Source organism: Aliiglaciecola sp. M165, from assembly GCF_007197995.1.
Lineage (GTDB): Bacteria > Pseudomonadota > Gammaproteobacteria > Enterobacterales > Alteromonadaceae > Aliiglaciecola.
Map to the genome: position 1 here is coordinate 73,361 of NZ_VKKH01000007.1, position 22,946 is coordinate 96,306.

General features: G+C 42.0%; 25 protein-coding genes. 15 read left to right on the forward strand and 10 right to left on the reverse strand.

The genetic code is table 11. The features are described from left to right. The first annotated feature begins 65 nt into the window (after window positions 1-65). From FM019_RS14885 to FM019_RS14920, 8 genes are all read left to right on the forward strand, one after another. The gene (locus FM019_RS14885) at window positions 66-557 is read left to right on the forward strand and encodes a FixH family protein (RefSeq protein WP_143836757.1); all 492 of its coding nucleotides are present in this window, start codon (window positions 66-68) and stop codon (window positions 555-557) included. Continuing rightward, window positions 557-2,941 (forward strand): heavy metal translocating P-type ATPase, encoded by a 2,385-nt coding sequence (locus tag FM019_RS14890; protein WP_143836758.1) that lies wholly within the window; start codon window positions 557-559, stop codon window positions 2,939-2,941. Before FM019_RS14885 ends, FM019_RS14890 begins: the two co-directional genes overlap by 1 nt. 19 nt (window positions 2,942-2,960) lie before the next feature. Further along, complete coding sequence (ccoS, locus tag FM019_RS14895) at window positions 2,961-3,215, forward strand: cbb3-type cytochrome oxidase assembly protein CcoS (RefSeq protein WP_143836759.1); 255 nt, start codon at window positions 2,961-2,963, stop codon at window positions 3,213-3,215. Next, the gene (locus FM019_RS14900) at window positions 3,212-3,877 is read left to right on the forward strand and encodes a sulfite exporter TauE/SafE family protein (protein ID WP_143836760.1); all 666 of its coding nucleotides are present in this window, start codon (window positions 3,212-3,214) and stop codon (window positions 3,875-3,877) included. Before ccoS ends, FM019_RS14900 begins: the two co-directional genes overlap by 4 nt. Window positions 3,878-3,913: 36 nt before the next feature. Further along, complete coding sequence (fnr, locus tag FM019_RS14905) at window positions 3,914-4,660, forward strand: fumarate/nitrate reduction transcriptional regulator Fnr (protein WP_143836761.1); 747 nt, start codon at window positions 3,914-3,916, stop codon at window positions 4,658-4,660. A gap of 82 nt (window positions 4,661-4,742) precedes the next feature. After that, on the forward strand, window positions 4,743-5,675 hold the full coding sequence (gene uspE / locus FM019_RS14910) for a universal stress protein UspE (RefSeq protein WP_143836762.1): 933 nt from the start codon (window positions 4,743-4,745) through the stop codon (window positions 5,673-5,675). 96 nt (window positions 5,676-5,771) lie between these two features. Next, window positions 5,772-6,674 (forward strand): tRNA 2-thiocytidine(32) synthetase TtcA, encoded by a 903-nt coding sequence (gene ttcA, locus FM019_RS14915; RefSeq protein WP_143836763.1) that lies wholly within the window; start codon window positions 5,772-5,774, stop codon window positions 6,672-6,674. Between the two features lie 9 nt (window positions 6,675-6,683). Continuing rightward, a complete protein-coding gene (locus FM019_RS14920; RefSeq protein WP_143836764.1) occupies window positions 6,684-7,769 on the forward strand; it encodes a patatin-like phospholipase family protein in 1,086 nt (361 codons plus the stop codon). 76 nt (window positions 7,770-7,845) lie between these two features. Here FM019_RS14920 and FM019_RS14925 read toward each other — a convergent pair whose 3' ends face one another. The 5 genes from FM019_RS14925 to cobB are packed head-to-tail and all read right to left on the reverse strand — an operon-like array spanning window position 7,846 to window position 11,422. Next, complete coding sequence (locus FM019_RS14925; RefSeq protein WP_143836765.1) at window positions 7,846-8,472, reverse strand: DUF2987 domain-containing protein; 627 nt, start codon at window positions 8,470-8,472, stop codon at window positions 7,846-7,848. Beyond that, a complete protein-coding gene (locus FM019_RS14930; RefSeq protein WP_143836766.1) occupies window positions 8,469-9,278 on the reverse strand; it encodes a glucosaminidase domain-containing protein in 810 nt (269 codons plus the stop codon). The genes FM019_RS14925 and FM019_RS14930 overlap by 4 nt, the downstream gene beginning before the upstream one ends. After that, window positions 9,268-9,999, reverse strand: a complete 732-nt coding sequence (locus tag FM019_RS14935; protein ID WP_143836767.1) for a hypothetical protein — start codon at window positions 9,997-9,999, stop codon at window positions 9,268-9,270. Before FM019_RS14935 ends, FM019_RS14930 begins: the two co-directional genes overlap by 11 nt. Before the next feature lie 25 nt (window positions 10,000-10,024). Continuing rightward, the gene (locus FM019_RS14940) at window positions 10,025-10,693 is read right to left on the reverse strand and encodes a LysE family transporter (protein ID WP_143836768.1); all 669 of its coding nucleotides are present in this window, start codon (window positions 10,691-10,693) and stop codon (window positions 10,025-10,027) included. After that, a complete protein-coding gene (gene cobB, locus FM019_RS14945) occupies window positions 10,694-11,422 on the reverse strand; it encodes a Sir2 family NAD+-dependent deacetylase (protein WP_143836769.1) in 729 nt (242 codons plus the stop codon). Between the two features lie 88 nt (window positions 11,423-11,510). Here cobB and FM019_RS14950 point away from each other — a divergent pair, with 88 nt between their 5' ends. From FM019_RS14950 to FM019_RS14975, 6 genes are all read left to right on the forward strand, one after another. After that, complete coding sequence (locus FM019_RS14950; RefSeq protein WP_143836770.1) at window positions 11,511-12,323, forward strand: MurR/RpiR family transcriptional regulator; 813 nt, start codon at window positions 11,511-11,513, stop codon at window positions 12,321-12,323. Window positions 12,324-12,406: 83 nt separating this feature from the next. Further along, a complete protein-coding gene (locus tag FM019_RS14955) occupies window positions 12,407-13,600 on the forward strand; it encodes an amidase (protein WP_143836771.1) in 1,194 nt (397 codons plus the stop codon). Continuing rightward, window positions 13,597-15,186 carry a gamma-glutamyltransferase family protein gene (locus FM019_RS14960; RefSeq protein ID WP_143836772.1) on the forward strand — a complete coding sequence of 530 codons (1,590 nt, stop codon included), beginning with the start codon at window positions 13,597-13,599 and terminating at the stop codon, window positions 15,184-15,186. The genes FM019_RS14955 and FM019_RS14960 overlap by 4 nt, the downstream gene beginning before the upstream one ends. Before the next feature lie 10 nt (window positions 15,187-15,196). Continuing rightward, window positions 15,197-16,018, forward strand: a complete 822-nt coding sequence (locus FM019_RS14965; RefSeq protein WP_143836773.1) for a sulfite exporter TauE/SafE family protein — start codon at window positions 15,197-15,199, stop codon at window positions 16,016-16,018. Window positions 16,019-16,025: 7 nt separating this feature from the next. Further along, the gene (locus tag FM019_RS14970) at window positions 16,026-17,249 is read left to right on the forward strand and encodes a pyridoxal-phosphate-dependent aminotransferase family protein (protein WP_143836774.1); all 1,224 of its coding nucleotides are present in this window, start codon (window positions 16,026-16,028) and stop codon (window positions 17,247-17,249) included. Continuing rightward, entirely contained in the window at window positions 17,246-18,499 is a 1,254-nt protein-coding gene (locus FM019_RS14975) for an allantoate amidohydrolase (RefSeq protein ID WP_143837022.1), read from the forward strand. The genes FM019_RS14970 and FM019_RS14975 overlap by 4 nt, the downstream gene beginning before the upstream one ends. A gap of 5 nt (window positions 18,500-18,504) precedes the next feature. On the opposite strand, the gene FM019_RS14980 is transcribed toward FM019_RS14975, so the two are convergent. Both FM019_RS14980 and FM019_RS14985 read right to left on the reverse strand, forming a co-directional pair. After that, entirely contained in the window at window positions 18,505-19,359 is an 855-nt protein-coding gene (locus FM019_RS14980; RefSeq protein ID WP_143836775.1) for a sulfurtransferase, read from the reverse strand. Continuing rightward, on the reverse strand, window positions 19,349-19,651 hold the full coding sequence (locus FM019_RS14985; protein ID WP_260681639.1) for an antibiotic biosynthesis monooxygenase: 303 nt from the start codon (window positions 19,649-19,651) through the stop codon (window positions 19,349-19,351). Before FM019_RS14985 ends, FM019_RS14980 begins: the two co-directional genes overlap by 11 nt. Before the next feature lie 138 nt (window positions 19,652-19,789). Between FM019_RS14985 and FM019_RS14990 the strand changes: the two genes are divergently transcribed. Continuing rightward, window positions 19,790-20,317 (forward strand): cupin domain-containing protein, encoded by a 528-nt coding sequence (locus tag FM019_RS14990; protein ID WP_260681640.1) that lies wholly within the window; start codon window positions 19,790-19,792, stop codon window positions 20,315-20,317. A 17-nt stretch (window positions 20,318-20,334) separates the two neighbouring features. On the opposite strand, the gene FM019_RS14995 is transcribed toward FM019_RS14990, so the two are convergent. From FM019_RS14995 to FM019_RS15005, 3 genes are read right to left on the reverse strand one after another with little or no spacing between them, the layout of a single operon-like run. Beyond that, window positions 20,335-21,336, reverse strand: coding sequence for an adenosine deaminase (locus tag FM019_RS14995; RefSeq protein WP_143836778.1), 1,002 nt, complete (start codon window positions 21,334-21,336; stop codon window positions 20,335-20,337). A 16-nt stretch (window positions 21,337-21,352) separates the two neighbouring features. Further along, entirely contained in the window at window positions 21,353-22,264 is a 912-nt protein-coding gene (gene puuE, locus FM019_RS15000) for an allantoinase PuuE (RefSeq protein WP_143836779.1), read from the reverse strand. Between the two features lie 15 nt (window positions 22,265-22,279). Further along, the gene (locus FM019_RS15005; RefSeq protein WP_143836780.1) at window positions 22,280-22,924 is read right to left on the reverse strand and encodes a TetR family transcriptional regulator C-terminal domain-containing protein; all 645 of its coding nucleotides are present in this window, start codon (window positions 22,922-22,924) and stop codon (window positions 22,280-22,282) included. Window positions 22,925-22,946: the final 22 nt, after the last annotated feature.

The following is a 22,946-nucleotide window of genomic DNA, read 5'->3' on the forward strand; positions in this document are numbered from 1 at the left end:
AAAATTGGTTTTGAAATTAGCCTCGATTTTCGAGGCTTTCTTTTTTATGAGAAGTCTAAAAATACATGAAGCAGTCTGATTCTTCACCGTGGTATAAACAATTTTGGCCGTGGTTTCTTATCACAATCCCTTTAATTTCCATTATTTTAAGTGTCACAATGCTTAACCTTGCACTGAACACTGAAGATAGCTTAGTCATTGACGACTATTACAAGGAAGGGAAAGCGATCAACATGGAACTGTCAAAGGTTCAAGAGGCTCGGGTTCGTAATATTAAAACCGAATTATTTGTCATTGACGATAAAATCAGCCTAACATTCTTAACAGGCGCGCCTGAATCAGGAGAAGCGTTGGAGTTGCATTTTTACCATGCAACGTTGGAAAAAAATGACTTCACAATATTACTTACCCGCGACGCTAAAGGTATTTATCGCGCTACCGCACCCAATGTGATCGCAGGCAAGTGGAACATTACACTCTCTCCTGTTGATGAATCTTGGAAAATTATCAATGAGATTGTGTATCCTAAGTCAACGACAACCTCATTTAATCCCTAATGGAACCCAGCACAAAAGAGCAGTGCTACCATTGTGGTTTGCCTTTGATTAAAGGCCAGCTATGTAGCACGGTAGTACTTGGACAAGAACGGCAAATGTGCTGTCCTGGCTGTAAGGCTGTTTCTCACTCCATTGTTGAGAATGGTTTAGAGGATTATTACCGCTTTAGAACTGCCTTTGCGGACAAAGGAGACGAGTTACTCGATAAAACGATTGAAGCGCTAGATGCATTTGACCACCCAGACATTCAAAAGGAATTTGTCGTAGAAGACGGAACTGAAAAGCATATTCAAGTAACTATCGAAGGGATAAGTTGTGCGGCCTGTGGTTGGATCATTGAAAAACAATTATTAAAACTATCAGGAATACAACGTGTTGCCGTTAACGTGTCAGCCAGAAGAGCCACAATTGCCTGGCAGGAGTCGCAGATTAAGTTAAGCCAAATTATTGGCCAACTCGAAAAAATCGGTTACCACTCCCTTCCCTTTCAACCTGATCAACACGAAGCCTCATTCCAAAAAGAAAACCATAATTTTTTAAAACGAATCGGTTTGGCTGGATTAATGTCAATGCAAGTCATGATGTTAGCCATAGGTTTATATTTCGGGATCTTTGGTTCTATCGATGAATCAACCAAGCACTATCTGCATTGGGTAAGCTTAGTGTTGTCAACACCCGTTGTGTTTTATTCTGGATTCGAATTTTATCGAAGTGCATTCAACGCATTAAAAGTGCGTTCAATCAACATGGATTTCTCGGTCACTTTAGCGGTACTTGGGACCTATTTGGCAAGTGTCTGGGCTACTGTAACAAAAAGTGGTGAAATCTATTTTGAATCAGTGTGTATGTTTATATTTTTGTTACTCATCAGCCGTTATATCGAACATCGTGCTAGATACAAAGCCAGCCAAATTTCCGCCAATATGCTCAAATATATTCCTTTAACAGCTACGCTATTGGAGAATGGAAAACCTCAAACGGTATTAGCTAAACACCTAGTCGCTGAGCAGATAATACTAATAAAACCCGGAGAGACACTGCCCGTGGATGGAGAAATTCTAGACGGCGATAGCCACATAGATGAATCCATGTTGACGGGTGAATCTGAAAGAATACATAAACACATAGGCGATGGAGTCTATGGCGGTACTATCAATACCGAAGGAACCTTAAAGATAAAGGTTACTAGTGAATTCAAAAACGCATTAGTTAATCAAATCCTTAGGCTACAAGAGCTAGCTCTGGCAACAAAACCCAAAGCTGCCATCTATGCGGATAAAGCCTCCCGTTATTTTATTCTTATCGTTTTGTTTATCACTGCAGTGAGTTATCTAGTTTGGCTAAATTTGGATCCGAGCAGAGCGTTTTGGATTGCCATTGCGATACTTGTAGCGACCTGTCCTTGCGCACTTAGCTTGGCGACACCATCTGCACTGACCAGCGCAATGGCGAAATTAAATGAATATGGCTTACTATTGAAACGCGCGGATGTCCTCGATCAAGTTCCAGAAATAGACACTATTGTTTTTGATAAAACAGGCACCCTAACCCAAGGTGAATATTCAATCGCTGAAATGAAGCTATTTAATCAATTCAGCAAACAACAAGCCCTTTCGTTTGCGGCAAGTTTAGAAGCGTACTCTGAACATCCCATAGCAAAAGCATTTGAATCGGATACAAAATTTGCAATGCAAAACGTTGTATCCGAATCCGGTTTAGGAGTCAGAGGCTTTCTTGCAAGTGATGAGTTGCGGATTGGCAAAGTGACATTTTTAACTCCAAGCTCCGAAGTTGATGAGTTAATCGATTCGTCTGCAATCTATTTACAACAAAACGACCAATTGGTTGCGAGTTTTGTACTTAATGACACGATTCGAGCAGATGCTTCTTCACTTGTCGCAGCTCATCAAGATAAAGACGTTGTCATGTTAAGTGGCGATGCAAAAGAAAATGCAGTGCGAGTCGCGAAACAAGTAGGGATTGAAAACATACACTTCCGGCAAACGCCGCAACAAAAACTAGCGTTCGTACAGCAAAAGCAATCAGAAGGTAAAAATGTCATGGTTGTCGGTGATGGTATCAACGATGCCCCTGTGATGGCTGCGGCGAATGTTTCGGTTGCGGTGGGAAATGCAGCAGATATGTCAAAACGTTCAGCAGACATCATTTTGCTAAATCAAAAAATTGGGCACATCCAACATGTTTTTACAATGGCAACTAAAGTTAGGCGCAAAGTAAAACAGAATATGGCCTGGGCACTGGGATACAATCTTCTCATCTTACCGTTAGCAATTGCTGGCTATCTGACGCCTTGGATGGCTGTAATAGGAATGTCCTTGAGCTCTATTATTGTTGTAGTAAATTCAGTACGATTACTCCGTTAACTATCATGCAGGCCCTATTTTGAGCATCATTTATGTTTTAATCCCCATCGCAATCGTGTTAGTACTTATTGCGATAGGCGTGTTTTTTTGGGCAGTGAAATCTGACCAATTCGAAGATTTAGAACGGCAAGGATACAATATTCTTTTTGATGACGATTTGGAAAAACAACCCAAAGCATCATTAGATGCCACAATAAATCTGCAAAACGCGGAAAAATCAATCAATACTGAAATAAAAGACAAGACTGACGACAAGCCTCCAAGCGCGTTATGAATGAATTCAGCTTATTCACAGCACTATTGATTGGCATAGCCGGAGGCGTACACTGCGCAGGAATGTGTGGTGGAATTGTAGGTTCATTTACCTTCATGCTGCCAAAAGACGAAACAAAATGGCCGTATATGCTGGCTTATAATGTCGGCAGAATAATTTCTTATAGCCTCGCTGGCGGACTGGCAGGCTTTTTTGGACAATCATTAACTTCCGGGAATGTATTTAATCCACAGACACTTCCATTATTGGCGGGGGTTTTCCTTGCATTGCTAGGTCTATATGTTGGTCAATGGTGGACAGTATTGACCCATTTAGAAAAAGCCGGCTCAATCATTTGGCGACATATAAGCCCTCTATCGAAAAAATTCATTCCTTTTAAACATCCTATTTCGGCCATTCCCTATGGCATGATATGGGGTTGGTTACCCTGTGGCTTGGTTTATTCCACATTGACCTGGAGTATTGCCAGCGGCAGCGCAGTTAATGGTATGTTAACGATGCTTTTCTTCGGCATTGGCACTTTGCCAATCATGTTAGCGATGGGGGCTACTGCTAATACTTTGCGAGTTTGGATGCGCGATTCTCGCGTTAGAAAAACAATTGCAGTCCTTATGCTCAGTTACGGCTTGATTTTAGTCTACCAAGCAATCAATAATTGGTAACTCACACAAGGCTAATGTCTTAAAGGAAAACGATCAATGACTGATTTTACGATCCGCTGCCAAAATTGCAGTTTCAATCATTTATGCATTCCAGTTTCGTTAAACAATACTGAAATGAACAGCCTTGATGAAATAATAGAGCGTAAGCGTCCTCTGCACAAAAACGATCAGTTAACCGTTCCCGGTCAAAAGTTTACTTCCTTGTTCGCAGTGAGAAGTGGATCGTTTAAGTCTTACATTACTTCGAGCGATGGGGAACAGCAGATTACAGGCTTCCATTTTCCTGGCGATATTGTTGGCTTTGATGGGCTATATTCAGATCAATATCAAAGTTATACCCAGGCAATGGAAACTTCAATGATCTGTGAATTGCCTTATGAGAAACTTGATCAGATGAGTGCGCAGCTCCCTACCCTACGTCGTGAAATGTTAAAGATCATGAGCACAGAAATAAACCAAGATCACAGCATGATGATGTTGCTCAATAAGCGCACTGCTGAAGAACGTTTGGCACATTTTTTAACGACCTTATCAGATCGTTTTTCAAATCGCGGGTTTTCAGCCGTAGAATTTAATCTAACGATGACTCGAAACGAGATCGGTAATCTCCTTGGCTTAACGGTTGAAACGGTAAGTCGCTTGTTAACACGTTTCCAAAAGGAAAATATTATCAATGTCGACGGTAAGCTCATTCATATAGTTGATATTGTTGGCTTGAAACAAAAACTCGGTGATCCATCATCTGCTGTTAGCTGTTCAGAAAAGTTCGGGACCCACAACTAAACGATTTTTAGTTACAAGTCACTTGGCGAAAACTCTTATAACCTCTTACACTTAAAGTGTTGGGTAAATAAAGGAGTGGTTTGTGTCTATTTTCAATAAGATACTTGCAGTCGTAGAGCCAGAAGAGATACAACAAAAATCGCTTAAACGAGCAATTACCATTGCGCAAAAAACCGGGGCTAGTGTTACTGCGTTTTTGTCAATTTATGACTTTTCTTATGAAATGACAACAATGTTGTCGGTTGATGAGAGAGAAACCATGCGACAAGCGGTTGTGGATGACCGAACAGATTGGTTAGCAAAGCTGGCAGAGCCTATTGCAGAATCAACGTCTATTTCGATTGATGTAAAAGTTGTTTGGCACAATCGGCCTTACGAAAGTATTCTCTATGAGGTCATAGATAACAGTTATGATCTGATAGTAAAGGGAACCCAACAACACGATTCGTTGAAATCTGTGATATTCACGCCTACGGACTGGCATTTGATTAGAAAGTCACCTGTTCCCGTTTTACTCGTTAAAGAGCATGACTGGCCTGAAAACGGTAACATTATTGCGGCAGTTGATGTTGGTACTCAAGACGAAGAGCATCAAAGCCTAAATATAAATATTACACGCTATGCCAATCATTTTGCCACACTGCTTAACGGTCATGTCAATTTGGTGAATTCTTACCCCGGAACCCCGGTTAATATCGCTATTGAAATCCCCGAATTCGACCCCGTAGGCTATACCGAATCGGTCAAGAAGCATCATCTAGATTCTATGGACAAACATGCTCGGCAACATGCTATTCAACCAGAACGGTGTTTTGTTGAAGAAGGATTGCCTGAAGACATTATCCCTCAAATTGCCGGCAAAATAGACGCTGAACTGGTCATTATGGGTACAGTAGGCCGCTCAGGCATTACTGCTGCGCTAATCGGAAATACTGCAGAACACGTCATCGACTCATTGAATTGTGATGTACTAGCACTCAAACCCGACAAATTTGAGTGTCCTATGCAACGCTAAGAAGATGCTTTTTAAGAAGGTAACAATTTTCTGTTTGTAGACTGGGTACCTAACGGTATAATCCTACGCCGCGGTACTGCAGTTTATAGGATCAAAATGAGCAAGCTAGAAACCTTACCTGACAACAAACGTTACAGCTTTAACAAATTACAAAAGCGTTTACGCAGAAATGTAGGTAAAGCAATTTCCGATTTCAATATGATTGAAGACGGTGATAAGGTCATGGTTTGTGTATCAGGTGGTAAAGACAGTTATACCTTATTAGATATTCTGATGTTTTCGCAAAAAATCGCACCTATTCAGTTTGACATTATCGCAGTCAATCTAGACCAAAAACAACCGGGATTTCCTGAACATGTACTTCCAGAGTATTTAAAAGATCTCGGTGTCGATTTTCATATTGTTAATGAAGATACCTATTCGATTGTTAAGGATAAAATTCCAGAAGGAAAAACCACCTGCTCGCTGTGCTCAAGGCTTAGAAGAGGTATTTTGTATAAAACCGCCACGGCTTTAGGTGCTACTAAAATCGCCCTTGGCCATCACCGTGACGATATGATCGAGACACTATTTTTAAATATGTTTTACGGTGGCCGACTAAAATCCATGCCACCAAAACTCGTTAGTGACGATGGAAAGCAAATGGTCATCCGGCCGCTTGCCTATTGCTCTGAAAAAGACATCTCGTCTTATTCAAATTTAGTAGAGTTTCCAATCATCCCCTGCAACCTTTGTGGTTCCCAGGAAAATCTGCAACGAAAATCAATCAAATCGATGCTTAACGATTGGAATAAGCGCTTTCCTGGCAGAATAGAAAGCATGTTTAAAGCCATGCAAAATGTTGTGCCTTCTCACTTGGCTGACCACACATTGTTCAATTTTAAGGCTCTGCAAACCCAAGACACCCCCTTTGAAGGTGGGGACATTGGGTTTGATAGTGAAGAAATTCAATCACCTTCAGACAATCAACCCACTGTCACTATTGTCGATTTAAGTTAAGGAATCACTATGAAAATTGGATTGGCACTTGGAAGCGGTGCCGCCCGGGGATGGGCACACATTGGAATTATTCAAGCTTTAGAAGAGTTGGGAATAAAAATTGATGTGGTGGCAGGTTGTTCGATTGGTGCTTATGTTGGCGCCGCCTACACCAGTGATAAACTTGAGCCATTAGCCGAATGGGCGAGTTCATTGAGTGAATGGCAGGTATTGGGATTAATGGGCGTTGGGATCAGAAAAGGTGGCTTAGCAAGTGGGTTTAGAGTTTTTAAAGCGTTAGAAGAAAATTTCTGCGCAAAATCTTTTGAAGAATTGAGCAAGCCTTTGGGGGTTGTTGCTACCGACTTGTACAGCGGCAAAGAAGTATCCTTTACCCAAGGTCCTATCCCAAGTGCAGTAAGAGCATCCTGTGCAATCCCTGCGCTCTTCCCGCCTGTTGCGTATGAGGGCCGCTGGTTAGTGGATGGCGCCGTTGTTAACCCAGTCCCAGTAAACTTATGCCGCCAATTAGGTGCAGACTTTGTATTCGCGGTCAATCTGAGTGCGGATTTTAGACCTGAAGTCCAAGCACAATTTAGACAACAGCATGAAAGTAATCAACGACGTACCAATGACTTTTTTAGTCAAAGTCAGTCATTTATTCAACGCATATTCGGCGGAAAGTTTAAAAAAGACGAAGACATAGACCTTGATTCTGAGTTGGAAAGCGAAGAAATGTTGGAAGCAATGGCGGAAAACAACAGCAATGAATCGCTACAGTCCGAGCAGCAGCTTACTACTGAAAATTCAGAGACTGGAAATCAACTAGAGCTTGCTACTGAAGAATTGCCTTCGGGTGACGACTTGCCGGTTAAATTAGATTTAACTGACTCAACGCCAAGTATGTTGGGTGTCATGTCGAGCTCCTTGGATATATTGCAAGCAAGGGTCACACGCTCCAGATTGGCCGGTGATCCACCAGACATTCTAATTGAGCCACAATTGCGCGATTTCGGGATCATGGAATTTCATCGTGCCGCAGAACTGATCGAAGAAGGACGACAAAGTGTTAATCGTGTTGCAGAACAAATTAAGTATCAGCTGAGGTTAACTTAACTCAATCGAAAGCTGCACACCTCTTTGAACTTAGACTTTAAAACGGCTGCTAGCTGGCCGTTCAACACAATGAAGCCTAATTATTAGTCAAAGCAGTGATACGAATTGGCAAGGATTCGAACGTTAGATTATTGCCTTGTTCAATCCACTGCTGATTAATATAAAGGTGATTTCCTTCTACATTCACGCCAGAAGGAAAAGTGTCGTTTAACGCCTGATCAAAATGAAAATGTAGGCCTTCAACACCAGGCATTAAGAAAGATAAAAAACTGCCCATGTCGTCGAAAAAAACTTGATATTGCTTCAACACAAAGGCTAAGTCTTCTGACATGTATTTTGTCTTAAGATATTCGGGTTTTGTTTCTAATTGCACTGACATATCACATTGATTAGCCGGTTCTTGCAGTGAGATTTCTACTTTTGCCCGCGCCTGCTTAAGTGCTTTTTCAGTCGGTAACAAAAAACGTTGTTCGGCAGTCACATCAATTGGAACTGTCACCTTCTGCGTGACAATTTTCACATTGTCTATGGTACATAGTTTTTCACTAGCCACGTGTTTAAAACCAAAAGCGAATTGCAACGCTGGGGTGTCATCGCTGTCTAGTTTACGTAAATGGCTGTAAAAACTTGAGTACTCTACTGATAGCACTTCTGCTTTTAATGAAAGGCAAAAAAACAAACTTAGGCAAAGAACAACTTTCATACCCGCATGAACTTCCGGTTAAATTTTATCATTTGAATAAGTTCATTAATGTACTCATCCCCTCTTTCAGAATAACTTCCTAATCCTTTAGCTAACGCTTCTGCGCGAATATTTTGCCCTGATTTACGTAGATTATGTCGAATATTTCTAAGTTCAGAATAGGCAGCGTGACGATTTAAATTACGAAAATATACATACATGCCATGTGACAAGTTTTTAAATTTAGCGACTTCATGATTAGCGCCGTTATCCCTGTTTTTTGGCACAAACCCACAGCCACGTTTAAAACACCAAAGGCCAAAAAAATTATACCCTTTCGTGGCAAATCGTGATGTTCCCCACGCTGATTCGTTTGCTGCCTGCATCAAAACTAGCTCAGGAGGAATAATATCTATTTTCTTGAGCAGAGAAGTTAACTGACTAACCAATTTAGTATTAGCATCCACTCGATATTCTTTTAGCAACTCGCCCAAACGCTTTAATTGTTTGGTGGTTAACGGTTTTTGTTGATTAATATTTTCCTCAATTGTAAAAAGAAACGCTCGTTTTTCTAATATCAATTTATTTTGATGGCGAATAATCGGCATTAAATAGTTAAAAAAAGCGATTTTACGTGCTTTGATATCTTGAATGCTTTTAAAATCAGGCATATCAGTCTCTACGACTTGGCGTTGTGCAATATCTTCAGGTGCAAAATCACTCGAGGGAAAAAGAAATGGATAGCTAAATACGAGCGCAGCGAAAACCCAAATTATCAGCAGATAAGCAATTCTTTTAGGTGGTGGAATATCAGTATCAAGCTTCAAAGGAACCCTCACTTTGTATTTCGGTTACGTTATTAACTTTATCCTTTGCATCAGCAAATAGTTCAACATACAAAATCCCTTTTACATTATAGTAAAAAGGCAAAAATAAAATTAAGCCAATACCATAAGTTAAAAGCCCCGCGATAAAAAATATCAAGAGCAGTAAATAGAGCCCAATGAATTTCACTAAATAGCGATTCACCATTGTCATAGACAAAGCAATAGCTTTAAAAGGTGTTAGCTTTTTATCCGCAACTAACATCATTGCAAACCCTGTGCTCATGACAACATACATACCCGGGATGAGAAATAGCGCCATTCCAACCAAAGTCAATAAAGAGATAATAATTGATGACAAGCACAAGGCCAACATTTGGGGAAAATACTCAAACAAATCTGACACTCTGCGGGTTTGATTTAATTGAACTTTCACACCGTGCATCATGAGGGCAGCAAACAAAGGAGCGAGCAAGACCCTAACAACCAAATCAAACATGTTGATCGATTCATAATTAATCTGTTCAGCAGATTCCATTCCCTGTGTCTTAACATAAACTAGTGCTAAACCAAGTAAAATGCCGAGTAAAACAAACAGCATAGGAACAAAGGTATTCAAACTACCTAGCGTATTTTTCCAGCCCTGTTTTAAAACACTTTGAATATTAAACTCGTACGCCCCTTTTAGGTTGTTTTCAATTTTCGGCGAATTTGGCTTGTTCAATCGATGACTCTCTTAAGGTTTATAGTTAAACGGAAAAAATCAGATTAATCGCTAAGGCGATAAGAATCGCCCCCATTATACGATCAAATATGTGACCATTTTGGGTTAATGTAGCCCGAACTCTTGAACCACTTAAGATGTATGACAGAAAACAAAACCACATGCCTGTGGCAGTGGCCAAATATAAGCCGTAAAATACTTTGATTTGTAACGGTGTTTCTGGCGACACAGCAACAGCAAATACGGTTAAGAAAAACAAAGTGGCTTTCGGGTTTAGGCCATTTGTTACCAAGCCAATCAAAAAAGATTTTCTATCACTTATCTCATTTACATTATTTTTCATTCTCTTAGTGGGTACTTCGAGTTGATCTTCATTTCCCGAAACCTTGGGTTTACTGCGAATGGCGCCCCACCCTAGAAACAACAGATACCCCGCAGCTGCATACAAAAACAATTGAAATAACCAAGGCGTTGTTTTAATCAACAGCCCTATTCCTAATAGTGAGTAGACAACATGAACTAAAATACCTACTCCGATACCTATGCTTGTCAACATTGCCGCCCGACGCCCTGCGACAACACTTTGCTTCACGACAACCGCAAAATCAGGACCAGGACTGGCGACGGCAAAAAAATGAAGTGTGGCGATTGCCATAAACTCAAAAACAAATGGGCTAAACTCCTGCCAACTCATTTATATTTTCCCCTTTAGGAAATTTTCCACAAATTGCGGAACGACTTGAGAGCCCAAACCATAATATCCCTGATCAAATCCACTGTGCCCAATGCTTGGTTCCAGATTTAATTCAATACATTTTGCTCCGTGAGAACTGGCCTCTTGCACGAAACCCGCTGCGGGATAAACGTTTCCAGACGTACCAATAGATAAGAATAAATCTGCGCGGCTTAACGCTTGGTAAATTCGTTCCATTTGCAAAGGCATTTCACCAAACCATACGATATTTGGACGAATAGAGTTAGCAGGCTCACAGCAAGTACAACGACTCCTTTGATCATACGACTGGGTCGTTTCAAACACCTGACCTGAAAAACAACATCGATAACTCAACAATTCGCCATGCATGTGAATAACTCTGTTAGTACCGGCCTTTTCATGCAGGTTATCCACATTTTGAGTGATTAGGAGGAAATTATCTTGAAGAAAATTTTCTAATTTTGTTAACGCAATATGCCCTGGATTTGGCATAACGTTTTCAGAGGTTAACTGCGCTCTTCGTTGATTATAAAACCGGTAAACTAACTCAGAGTCCCGCTCAAAGGCTTCAGGCGTGGCAACATCCTCAACACGGTGATTTTCCCATAAACCGCCGTTATCTCTGAACGTTTTTAATCCTGACTCTGCCGAAATCCCAGCACCTGTTAGCACCACAACTCGCGTGTGTTTACCAAAATCCGTCGTCATACTATCTTTTTCATTGCATGTTGATTTGTTGTCATTGCATTTTTTTCGCTACACTGCGTAAAGTGCTCATTATTATTGAATCGTCGTTTTGCCAAATTCGAAATTTGTATCCGTCATTACGCAATGTTACCAGCAGCTTTCTCCCAATGGGCGAAAAATTGCTAATTATTTGCAACAAAATCCGTTAGATGTATTGAATATGTCGGTTTCGGAAATTGCACAAATCACTCATACTTCGAAAGCCACAGTCAGCCGATTTTTTCGTCAACTTGGATATGCCAACCATCAAGATGTCAAAGATGAGCTTCGCTCCGCACGTCAAAATGGCTATCCAATAGGTGAATCTCATCAAAACAATGACTACATTACTCAAGAATTGCAGCGTATTCGACAGACGTGGGATAACGTTGATCCTAACGATATCAATGAACTCATTGAATCAATCACACAATCTTCAAGAGTCACCCTGATTGGATTTAGGAATAGCTACCCAGTCGCTTTGCACTTTCGTCAACAATTATTGCAGGTTCGAGGAAAAGTGCGGCTACTGCCCAATCCGGGACAAACTCTAGGAGAGGAGCTTGAAGACATTGCCGAAGACGAATTAGTTATTATTGTGGCCTTTCGTCGTCGACCTAAAATCGTAAAACATCTCATAGAAAAAATACCAACCCAGCAACTTGTACTCATGGCTGATCCATCGGCACAAATATATCAAGACCAAGTAAAACAGCTATTCATATGTCAGCTTGGCCAAGAACTGCCTTTAGATAGCTATTCTGCCCCGATGAGTGTGATATCAGTTGTATGTAATCAAATCCTAAATAGCGACTCGCACAATGGCAAAGACCGTATTAAAGCGATTTCAAAGCTATATAAAGATTTGGATGAATTGGAATAAATTAATCCTACTTTACAATTGTTTCTCTTGACTATTTAATGAAACAGTTGTTTCATAAAGGCTGATAATTAAGTAAGAGAGTCATGGAAACGAATTCACGTTCTCCCTTCTCCACCACTGCTCCTTTGTCGATAAAAAAACGGAATACACCTTCCAAACACCTTCAAGGTTGGTCCTTGGCGGTCAAAGATGTCATTGATGTTGCAAAGTTGCCTACTGGTGCAGGGAATCCTAAATGGGAACAAACACATGTTGTTCCATCCCAACATGCAGACGTTGTTAACGCTTTGCTGCAATCTGGTGCCATCGTGACCTGTAAAACCATTACGGATGAATTGGCCTACAGTTTAAATGGGCAAAATATCCACTTCCCAACGACAATGAATTGTTTGGATGAGGATCGCCTTTGCGGAGGTTCCTCTAGTGGCTCAGCAGTAGCCGTTGGCAATTTTAAAGCAAGACTTGGATTAGGGACAGATACCGGTGGTTCGATTCGTGTCCCGGCTAGCTACAATGGTCTAGTTGGTTTTCGTCCGACTCACGGCGCAATCAGCCGCAAAGGTGTCGTGCCGTTAGCACCCAGTTTTGACACCTTGGGATGGATCACAAAAGACATAGACGACGCGATTAGCGTAGGTAAAGTGCTACTTGGTAATACGCCTGAGCCTTCAATTGAGCTAAAAAAACCTGTCATTTTCGACTGTTTAGTTGAAATGTGTGACTTTAAAGCAGAATTTAATTCGTTTGTAACGAATATTTTTGGGCAATCAGTAGCAACATGCTCTTCGCTATCTAGTCTAGCGATGGAAATTGCGGCGGAAGCGTTTAGAGTGCTGCAAGGCAGAGAGATATGGCAACAACATGGTCAATGGATCAGCAAGCATGAACCAAAATTTGCACAAGACGTAAAACAACGATTCGAGTGGTCCAGCAAATTAACCAAACCTCAAGAGCTTGCCGCCTGTGATCAGCAGCAACGATTTAATCAACAACTTAAACAAATTCTGACAGAAGGACATTTTGTTGTTTTGCCCACGACTCCAGGGGCTGCGCCTTTAAAAAATGCCGATAAAAATGAACTGGCTAACTATCGCAACAAATTAATGATGTTTACCTGTACTTCGGGTTTGAGTGGTTGCCCGCAACTACATCTACCAATTTTTAAGAAGGATAAGGAAGCCTATGGAATATCCTTACTCGGTGCAAAACATTCCGACCAAAAACTGCTGCAGTTGGGGAAACAAATAATGGAAAACTACATTGGAACTTCACAATGAATCAAAACGTACAATATTATCCCGATAGTTTTGGGTTTACAGCGCCGCATTATGCTGCAGCACAAGCGGGACAGCATATTTTGGAAACTGGCGGCACTGCCATAGAAGCTATGGTTGCAGCGGCAGCTTCAATTGCGGTGGTATATCCGCATATGAATGGTTTAGGCGGTGACGGATTTTGGCTTATCAGTGAACCAGGAAAAGACCCCATCGCCATCGATGCGAGTGGTACTGCGTCGATTAACGCGACAACAGATTATTATTCAGAGTATGACAATATTCCAACCAGAGGGCCCAAAGCCGCATTGTCGATGGCTGGCGCCGTTGCCGGATGGAAAAAAGCATTGAGCGTTAGCCAGCAATGGCAAGCAAATAAACCTCTTGATGAACTATTTTCTACGGCTATAGGACAAGCCCAATGGGGTTTAGAAGTCACACAAAGCCTGACAGATGCCAGTTTTAAAACCTTTGAAGATCTTCATGACTACGATGGTTTTGAACAGTTTTTGATCAAAGAAAAGCCACTTAAAAAAGGCAAAATTGTTAAGCTACCAAAATTGGCTGAAACCCTAAATACACTGGCTAATAATGGTTTGGATGATTTTTATCGAGGTAAAATTGCCAAAAACTTGGCTCAGGATCTCCAACACGCGGGCTCACCATTATGTCTAAAAGATTTTGAGCATTATGATGCGAATATAGTTAAGCCGCTAAAAACAAAGATATCAGTCGGTGAATTGTATAATTTAGGTGCTCCCACTCAAGGGGTTGCATCAATGCTGATCTTGGCACTTTATGACAGGCTAAAACATCTGGTTACCTGTGAGAGTGAGCACATCCATCTATTGATCGAGTGCACAAAACAAGCCTTTATTCAACGCAATCAGTTTGTTACAGACCAGGGTCGACTCAATATCTCTTTAGAAGTCTTGTTAGAAGATGAAAATTTGCGCGCATTGGCTGCCAATATTGACATGAATAGTGCTTTGCATTGGCCTCACGTTGCAAAACCTGGAGATACTGTTTGGATGGGTGCTTGTGATAAAGATGGGAGAATGGTCAGTTACATCCAGAGTTTATATTGGGAATTTGGAAGCGGAGTCGTATCACCTTCAACAGGCATTGTATGGAATAATCGGGGAACATCTTTTAGCCTGGAACCGGGTTCAAATCAACTACTTCAACCGGGTTTAAAACCCTTTCATACCCTCAACCCTGCTTATATAAATTTGCAAGACGGTCGACGTATGGTTTACGGCACCATGGGAGGTGAAGGACAACCGCAAACTCAGGCAGCATTGTTTACTCGATATCTATACCAGAATAAAGACCTGGTGAAGGCCATCGAAGAGAGCCGCTGGTTGTTGGGCCGAACTTGGGGAGACCAGTCTCACAATCTAAAAATTGAAGAAGATTTAGACCCACAAATTGTCGAAACGCTCAAACAGTTGGGACATGACATTGTTACAGTTGCGCCCAACAATGAAATGATGGGCCATGCTGGCGCCATAGTGAGAGATACGGACGGAACCGTCTCAGCCGCAACGGACCCTAGAAGTGATGGCAAGGCCTTCCCACTATCATGAGATTATTTAAATGACCGAATTAGTTGAACATTTTCCAACCATTTTTGCTTTGATGCTTACCGGGGTGTTTGCAGGCATACTGGCAGGGTTACTAGGTGTTGGCGGTGGGATTGTCATTGTTCCGGTACTGTATTTTCTATTCCAACATTTTGGTGTGAGCGCAGATTCGGCAATGCTGGTCGCCACAGCGACTTCACTAGCGACTATTGTTCCGACATCTATTAGTTCTATCCGCTCACATCACAAAAAGGGAAATGTTGATCTCGTTCTATTGCGTCAATGGGCAATATTTGTACTTTTAGGCGTGCTGTTGGGCAGTTGGTTAGTCACCCAAATAAAAGGATCTTGGTTAACTCTGCTATTTTCATTTATCGCGATATTAGCGGCATTAAACATGTTGTTTCGAGCAGGTAAACCCGCCCTATTCCAAGCTCTTCCTGGGCGTTTGGGTCAAGGCACTATTGCCACCAATATCGGTGCGTTTAGTGCAATGGTGGGTATTGGCGGTGGCACGCTTTCAGTACCTATCTTAACGGCATGTAATTATCCGGCACACAAAGCGGTTGGAACAGCGGCTGCAATTGGACTGATCATATCATTACCTGGTGCCCTAACGATGTTGACGTTAGGCACGACACCCGTTGACGCGCCGGTTTTGACCTTTGGTCTTGTCAACGTGATCAGCTTTTTATGCATTGTACCGTTGACAGTTTTGTTTGCGCCAGTGGGTGCAGCATTGGCAAATCGATTGGACGCAACTCTATTGAAACGCATTTTTGCTATCGCTTTGCTAATCACCGGATTGCGTATGTTAGGCCAGATACTACTTTGAGGAACTCATGACTTTATTAGCTCCACCTCCACGACTACTTATGGGACCAGGTCCTATCAATTGCTATCCACGGGTGTTAAACGCAATGTCAACCCAGCTAATTGGCCAATATGATCCAGTGATGACCCAATATATGAATGAGGTCATGACACTCTACCGCCAGGTGTTTTTGACCCAGAATCATGCGACTTTACTTATTGATGGAACATCGCGGGCCGGCATAGAAGCGGTGTTAGTTTCTTGCATCGAGCCCGGCGACAAGGTGCTTGTTCCAATATTTGGGCGTTTTGGTCACCTACTAGCGGAAATAGCTGAACGTGCTGGTGCTAAGGTTCACCGAATTGAAGTACCGTGGGGGCAAGTATTTGAACCGGAACAAATAGAACAAGCAATAAAATCAGTTCGCCCCAAAGTGTTGGCTATGGTACAAGGTGATACATCCACAACGATGTTACAACCTCTTGAGCATCTTGGCGCTTTATGTGAAAAATATAATGTGCTTTTTTATAGTGATGCAACCGCGTCCATTGGCGGTAATCCATTCAAAACTGACGAATGGAAACTCGATGCGGTTTCTGTAGGATTGCAAAAGTGTCTTGGCGGTCCATCTGGTAGTGCCCCAATAACATTGAGTGACAAATACGTCGAAATAGTAAGAAAGCGTCATCACGTTGAAGCCGGTATACGCACTACCGAACATGAACACGGTATGGGATCACGGATCCAATCCAATTATTTTGATATCCCAATGATCTTAGATTATTGGTCTGAAGAACGACTCAATCATCATACTGAAGCGACTTCCATGCTTTATTGCGCAAGAGAATGTGCTATTCAAATACTCGAAGAAGGCATTGAAGCGTCTATCCATCGACATCAATTGCATGGAAACGCTATGCTCGCCGGAGTCGAAGGCCTAAACCTAAAGGTCTTTGGTGATGTTAAAAATAAAATGACCAATGTCGTGGGTGTATACATCCCTGAAGGCATTGACGGTGAGCAAATTCGTCACACTATGCTGCATGATTTTAATATTGAAATTGGAACCTCTTTTGGTCCCCTACACGGTAAAATTTGGCGAATCGGTACAATGGGCTATAACGCGAGAAAAGATGCAGTGCTGCATACCCTTCAAGCCTTGGAGAACACACTTCGACGCTCAGGTCACGTATTGAATCCTGGTGACGCTACTGATTGCGCCTATCAAGTATATGCAAAGGAGGAAGTATAATGCCACTAACTCCTTATGCTAAAAAAGTGATGAAGCGATGTGAAAAACTGGCCCAATTTAGTCAACATCCAGACTATATCGACAGGCGCTATTTAACCAAAGAGCATAAAAACGCTAATCTCCAAGTTGCAAAATGGATGCAGCAAGCGGGTATGCGCACCTGGCAAGATGAGGCCGGAAATCAATGGGGTAGCTACCGAAGTTCAAGTCCAAATGCCAAATCACTAATCATTGGTAGTCATTTAGACACTGTTCCTGATAGTGGCAAATATGATGGAATTCTTGGTGTGCTGCTCCCTATCAGCCTGGTGCAGTATTTTCACGATCATAAACAATCTTTGCCTTTTCATCTCGATATTGTTGCCTTCGCTGACGAAGAGGGCACGCGTTTTGGTACTACATTGTTAGGTAGCCGCGCAGTTGCAGGGACTTGGCAAGAAAAATGGGGATGTCTTCGAGATAGTGACGATATTAATCTCAGTTCCGCTATGCGCGAGTTTGGCTTAGATATCAACAAAATTCATGCAGCTGCACGATCAGTTGACGACACAATGGGGTTTCTTGAAATTCATATTGAGCAAGGCCCTGTATTGGAAAGCAGAGGCTTACCTGTTGGGGTGGTTGATGGAATTGCCGGAGCCAAACGTTTTGAAATTAGTGTCGTTGGACATGCTGGACATGCTGGTACAGTTCCCATGGAATTGCGTCAAGATGCGCTTGCTGGCAGTGCACAAATGATCGTTATGATTGAAAAAGCCGCAAAAGAGCATGGTGTCGTAGCAACTGTCGGTCAAATCCACTCTTCCAGTAATGCGGTAAACGTTATCAATGGGAACGTCGTTTTTAGTCTTGATGTGCGAAGTTTGGACAATCAAAAAAGAGATCGCTGTATTGATGAAATAATGAACGCTATCGAACATATTGCAGGTTACCGCGGGCTAGATGCCAAAATACGAATGACACATGACGCAGATGCCACACATTGCGACAAAATGTTGATGGATGAGTTACGAATAGCTTGTGAAAACTCGGGAATTGAACCATTTAATTTAAGTTCAGGTGCCGGACACGATGCCATGGCAATAGCCGATTTGTGTCCAGTGGCGATGCTATTCGTGCGGTGTGCAAAAGGTATCAGTCATCATCCCTCGGAAGCGGTTACCTTCGAAGATGTCTTAAATGCAATGTTAGTTGCTCGTTCATTTATTGAACTTAAAGCACGGACCTGTGAGCACGAATTAGTTGCATAAAAGAATCAATTGTCAATGGGCAAGTTATTGTCACTTCCCCACTCGCTCCATGAACCGTCATACACTGCCCAGTCGTTTATTCCCAATTCATGGGCAGCCAATGCTAATATACATGCGGTGACACCTGAGCCGCAGGTGAATACCCAATATTTTTGGGGTTGCACTTTGAGGCCATCAAATATTTGTTTCAAAGTAGCGCGATCCTGCAAATACCCATCGTTGACCAGCTTGGCATAATGAAGATTGTGCGCACCTGGAATATGACCAGAGCGAACCCCTGCTCTAGGTTCAGGTTCCGTTCCATTAAATCTAGCTGCGCCACGAGCATCACAAACCGTCAGCTTGTTATGGGGTAGATCTTTTAAAATTTCAGATTTATCGCAGACCAAATTGGAATTAAAATGCGCTAGATATTGGCTCTTGCTTTGCAAATTGGTGTCGGTCAGTTGTTCGGTATCGTTACCCGCTTCTATCCAAGCTTTAAGTCCGCCGTTTAACACGTAAACCTGTTGATGTCCCATGCACTTTAACATCCACCAAACTCTAGGCGCACTAAACAAGCCTTGATTGTCGTATACAACCAACGCATCTTCATTTGTAATACCTAGTGCAGACATGTGCCTTGAAAACTCACTTTGCGTCGGCAACATGTGAGGCAAAGAGGACGTTTTGTCAACAAACACATTTTCAAAATCAAACAAGATTGAACCGGGGATAACCCTGTCCGAATCTACAATGCCTGAATTGTTGACGGGAAATTTCATGTGGGTGTAAAGCACTTTAAAATTGTCTAGTTTAAGTAAGTCTAATAAACCTTTAATGTCCAACAAGGCACTTGTTGAGGTAACACTAAAATTCATAGTGTTTTTCTACTTTGGCAATTCTTACAATGTAGCGTTCGTACCACTTTTCGCGACCGGCTTTTTGGGCAGCCAAGTGTTCATTATTCTGTTTCCATGCTTTAATTGATTCTAAATCTCGCCAGTAGGACACCGTTATGCCAATGTCTTCCCTTGCGGATTCTATCCCGAGGTATCCTGGCTGTTGTGCAGCCAAGCTAGCCATTAATTCGGAGATAGACCCATATCCATCGTCTACATTGGAACGTTTTGATGTAAATATTACAGCATAATATGGGGGTGTATATGTCATCAGCATTTGCTCCTCGAATTGTGCACTTGTTATATTAATCTGTATTAAGTTGAGCAAACAATGATTTTACGGTTTTTCATTTTACTATTCACGACAACCCTGTTGGCCTGCCAACCTATTAAGCAATCAGGAACCCAAGTGAACGAAGACAAAGCGTTATCTGTGCAACAAATTGTAGAAGCTCTGCAGTTGGAACCTCATGTTGAGGGGGGATACTTTAAACAAACCTTTAAAGCAAATGGTGACATTGTCATCGACACAGATAAAGGTGCTCGGGTCACTATGACCTCAATCTACTATTTATTGACCGCTGACTCCCCTATTGGACATTTTCATAAAAACACCTCTGATATCATGCATTATTTCCATGCAGGCGATCCCATTACCTATTATTTGATGTATCCCAACGGCGATTTGCAACAAGTTGTTTTGGGGCCAGATTTATTAGCCGGCCACACATTGCAATTTGTCGTCAAAGGTGGAGTTTGGAAGGCTTCAAGGATAAGCACGGATGGCATATACGGCTATGGTCTCATCGGTGAAGCAGTGGCACCGGGATTTGAGTATGAAGATATGCAATTAGGAAAGACCAGTGACTTGTTGTCAGACTTTCCGCAGCACGCAGACTTAATTCAGTCATTAAGTCGAGAAAATTCTGCTGATTAGATAACCCTAAATTAGTGTCATTTCGCTAATGCTGCGTCGACCTGATTGAGCCAGTGCTTTTTTTGTTCCGCAGGCAAGAAGCTCCCAATAAAGCTATTCTTAACTAATTGGGTAATGGTAGATTTGTCCAATTCAAAGGCGGTGTGTAATGCAAGATAATTTTCATTCAAATACCCTCCAAAATAGCTGGGATCGTCAGAATTTACCGTAACAAGTAAACCCTGATCCAACATCTTAAGAATATTGTGTTGGGTCATGTCATCAAACACACAAAGCTTAGTATTAGATAAGGGACATACCGTCAAGGCTATTTGATGTAATTTAAGATAATCTATTAATTTTGGATCTTCGTCGCTGCGCACTCCGTGATCAATGCGATCGACATGTAAAAGCTGAATGGCTTCCCACACGTAATCAGCGGGCCCCTCTTCTCCCGCATGTGCAACTTTTAACAAGCCTAATTCCGCTGACTTAGAAAAAACTTGAGCAAACTTACGTGGCGGATTGCCCTGCTCTGAACTGTCTAATCCAACGGCTTTTACGTCTGCTAAATAGTTTTTGGCGGCATCAAGTGTGAGTAATGCATCCTCTTGTGACAAATGACGTAAAAAAGATAAAATTAAGTAAACTGACTGGCCCCACTCGGACTCAGCTTGTTTAATAGCACGTAAAAAGCCAGGCATGAAAACATCAAATCCAATACCTCGGTGAGTATGGGTTTGCGGGTCAAACATTATTTCTGTGTGAACGATATTCTGCTCTTTGCACTTGCATAGGTATTGCCACATGAGTTGATAAAAATCATCTTCATCAATGAGTACCGATGCCCCCAGATAATAAAGATCTAAAAAGCTTTGTAAGTCTTCAAAATTATAAGCCTGATGGATTTGTTCAATATTTTTGTAGGGTAAATCGATTTGATGTTTACGACTTAAGCTGAGCAGCAACTCAGGTTCAAGAGAACCCTCGATATGTAAATGAAGTTCCGCTTTAGGCAGCGATTGAATAAAAGACTGCAATTCAAAATTCCTCTAATTAAGTCGGCTCGCGCATTGGAAAGTTAGCCTGCCAATGCTCGGCAATCTGCTGCCGAGTGCACAACCAAACACCTTGATGCTGTGTTATATATTCGATGAAACGCTTTACCGCTGCGAGTCTGGCAGGTCTACCCGCGATTCTGCAATGCAAACCAATTGAGAGCATCTTGGGCGACTTTTCACCTTCTTTGTACAGCACGTCAAAAGCGTCTTTAAGATAAGTATAAAACTGTTCGGCACAATTGAAGCCCTGTGCCGTGGCAAAGCGCATATCATTGGTATCTAAAGTGTAGGGTACAATCAAAAGCGGCTTGCTGTAGTGGTAATCGTAATAGGGTAGATCATCTGAATAGGAATCAGCGCAATACAAAATATCATCACGCTCTGCGACAAGAGCAAGTGTATTGGGACTAGTGCGACCCGTGTACCAACCCGCCGGTTTGCTTCCAGTGATCCTCTCGTGTAATTGGATAGATGCTTCCATTAATTTGCGTTCGGTATCAACTTCCATAGTTTGATAATCAATCCAGCGCATTGCATGACTGGCGATTTCCCAACCACTTTCCAACATGGCTTCAACGACTTCTGGGTTTCGTTGCAATGCCATAGTGACCCCAAATACGGTTGTTGGAATGTTAAACTCTTCAAACAAACGATGTAAACGCCAAAACCCGGCACGACTGCCATATTCGTAAATGGATTCCATACTTAGATGACGGTCTTGATATGCCTTAGCACCGATAATTTCAGATAAAAACACTTCTGAAGATGGATCACCGTGCAATGTGCTGTTCTCTGCCCCTTCCTCATAATTGACCACAAATTGCACAGCAATTTTTGCACCGCCGGGCCAATTTGCGTGCGGCGGGTGCTGTCCATAACCAATTAGATCACGAGGATAAACTGACATTTTTTAGTGTTCTCATCATTGGAACCTGCTTGGAACATTGAGCCCACAGCCTTTCAATATAAGCTCAATCAGAGATTTTGTTGCTAGTGCATATTCTTCTCTGCCCATTTGCTCACCACGCAATTGAGTAATTTGTGCGGCAAAGTCAGCATAATGCTGACAACACGCCCAAATATGAAAGAGCAAAAATTGCGCACTTTTTGTTTCAATTTTTCCTTGGTCTATCCAACTTTGCACAACGTCAACGCGCCCCTGCATCCAAGCAACATGCTGCTCTTTAAAAAATCCAGTTAGATTCTGCGCGCCATTGATAATTTCCAAAGCGAATATTCTAGAAGCTTCGGGCCTGACCAATGAAAATTCCATTTTCTCAGCAACATAATGTGCGAGTGTTTCAGCAGGGTCATCTTCGCTAGTAGCCCTATCAAACGCCGAATTCCACAACTCTAAGATCTGTTCAAGTACGGCTAGATATAGATTCTCTTTACTTTTAAAGTAGTACAAAACATTGGTTTTAGGCAGACCTGCACGATCCGCAACCTGCTGAATTCTAGTCCCTTTAAGTCCATTTTTGGCAAATTCATGTTCAGCCGCAGCCAATATTAATTGTTTATTGGCGGCGCCAACTCGGCCTTCTTTATTGGTTTTATAATCGTTCATGGTCCATTATTTCTGGTACAAG

Bases quoted from the DNA above. Each gene is read 5' to 3' on its own strand.
- FM019_RS14940 (WP_143836768.1), bottom strand. From the start codon at position 10,693: ATGAGTTGGCAGGAGTTTAGCCCATTTGTTTTTGAGTTTATGGCAATC.
- FM019_RS14960 (WP_143836772.1), top strand. From the start codon at position 13,597: ATGAATCAAAACGTACAATATTATCCCGATAGTTTTGGGTTTACAGCG.
- FM019_RS14925 (WP_143836765.1), bottom strand. From the start codon at position 8,472: ATGAAAGTTGTTCTTTGCCTAAGTTTGTTTTTTTGCCTTTCATTAAAA.
- FM019_RS14900 (WP_143836760.1), top strand. From the start codon at position 3,212: ATGAATGAATTCAGCTTATTCACAGCACTATTGATTGGCATAGCCGGA.
- puuE (WP_143836779.1), bottom strand. From the start codon at position 22,264: ATGTCAGTTTATCCTCGTGATCTAATTGGTTATGGACAGCACCCGCCG.
- FM019_RS14955 (WP_143836771.1), top strand. From the start codon at position 12,407: ATGGAAACGAATTCACGTTCTCCCTTCTCCACCACTGCTCCTTTGTCG.
- cobB (WP_143836769.1), bottom strand. From the start codon at position 11,422: ATGACGACGGATTTTGGTAAACACACGCGAGTTGTGGTGCTAACAGGT.
- FM019_RS15005 (WP_143836780.1), bottom strand. From the start codon at position 22,924: ATGAACGATTATAAAACCAATAAAGAAGGCCGAGTTGGCGCCGCCAAT.
- FM019_RS14965 (WP_143836773.1), top strand. From the start codon at position 15,197: ATGACCGAATTAGTTGAACATTTTCCAACCATTTTTGCTTTGATGCTT.
- FM019_RS14920 (WP_143836764.1), top strand. From the start codon at position 6,684: ATGAAAATTGGATTGGCACTTGGAAGCGGTGCCGCCCGGGGATGGGCA.
- FM019_RS14980 (WP_143836775.1), bottom strand. From the start codon at position 19,359: ATGAATTTTAGTGTTACCTCAACAAGTGCCTTGTTGGACATTAAAGGT.
- FM019_RS14890 (WP_143836758.1), top strand. From the start codon at position 557: ATGGAACCCAGCACAAAAGAGCAGTGCTACCATTGTGGTTTGCCTTTG.
- FM019_RS14970 (WP_143836774.1), top strand. From the start codon at position 16,026: ATGACTTTATTAGCTCCACCTCCACGACTACTTATGGGACCAGGTCCT.
- ttcA (WP_143836763.1), top strand. From the start codon at position 5,772: ATGAGCAAGCTAGAAACCTTACCTGACAACAAACGTTACAGCTTTAAC.
- fnr (WP_143836761.1), top strand. From the start codon at position 3,914: ATGACTGATTTTACGATCCGCTGCCAAAATTGCAGTTTCAATCATTTA.
- FM019_RS14985 (WP_260681639.1), bottom strand. From the start codon at position 19,651: ATGACATATACACCCCCATATTATGCTGTAATATTTACATCAAAACGT.
- FM019_RS14885 (WP_143836757.1), top strand. From the start codon at position 66: ATGAAGCAGTCTGATTCTTCACCGTGGTATAAACAATTTTGGCCGTGG.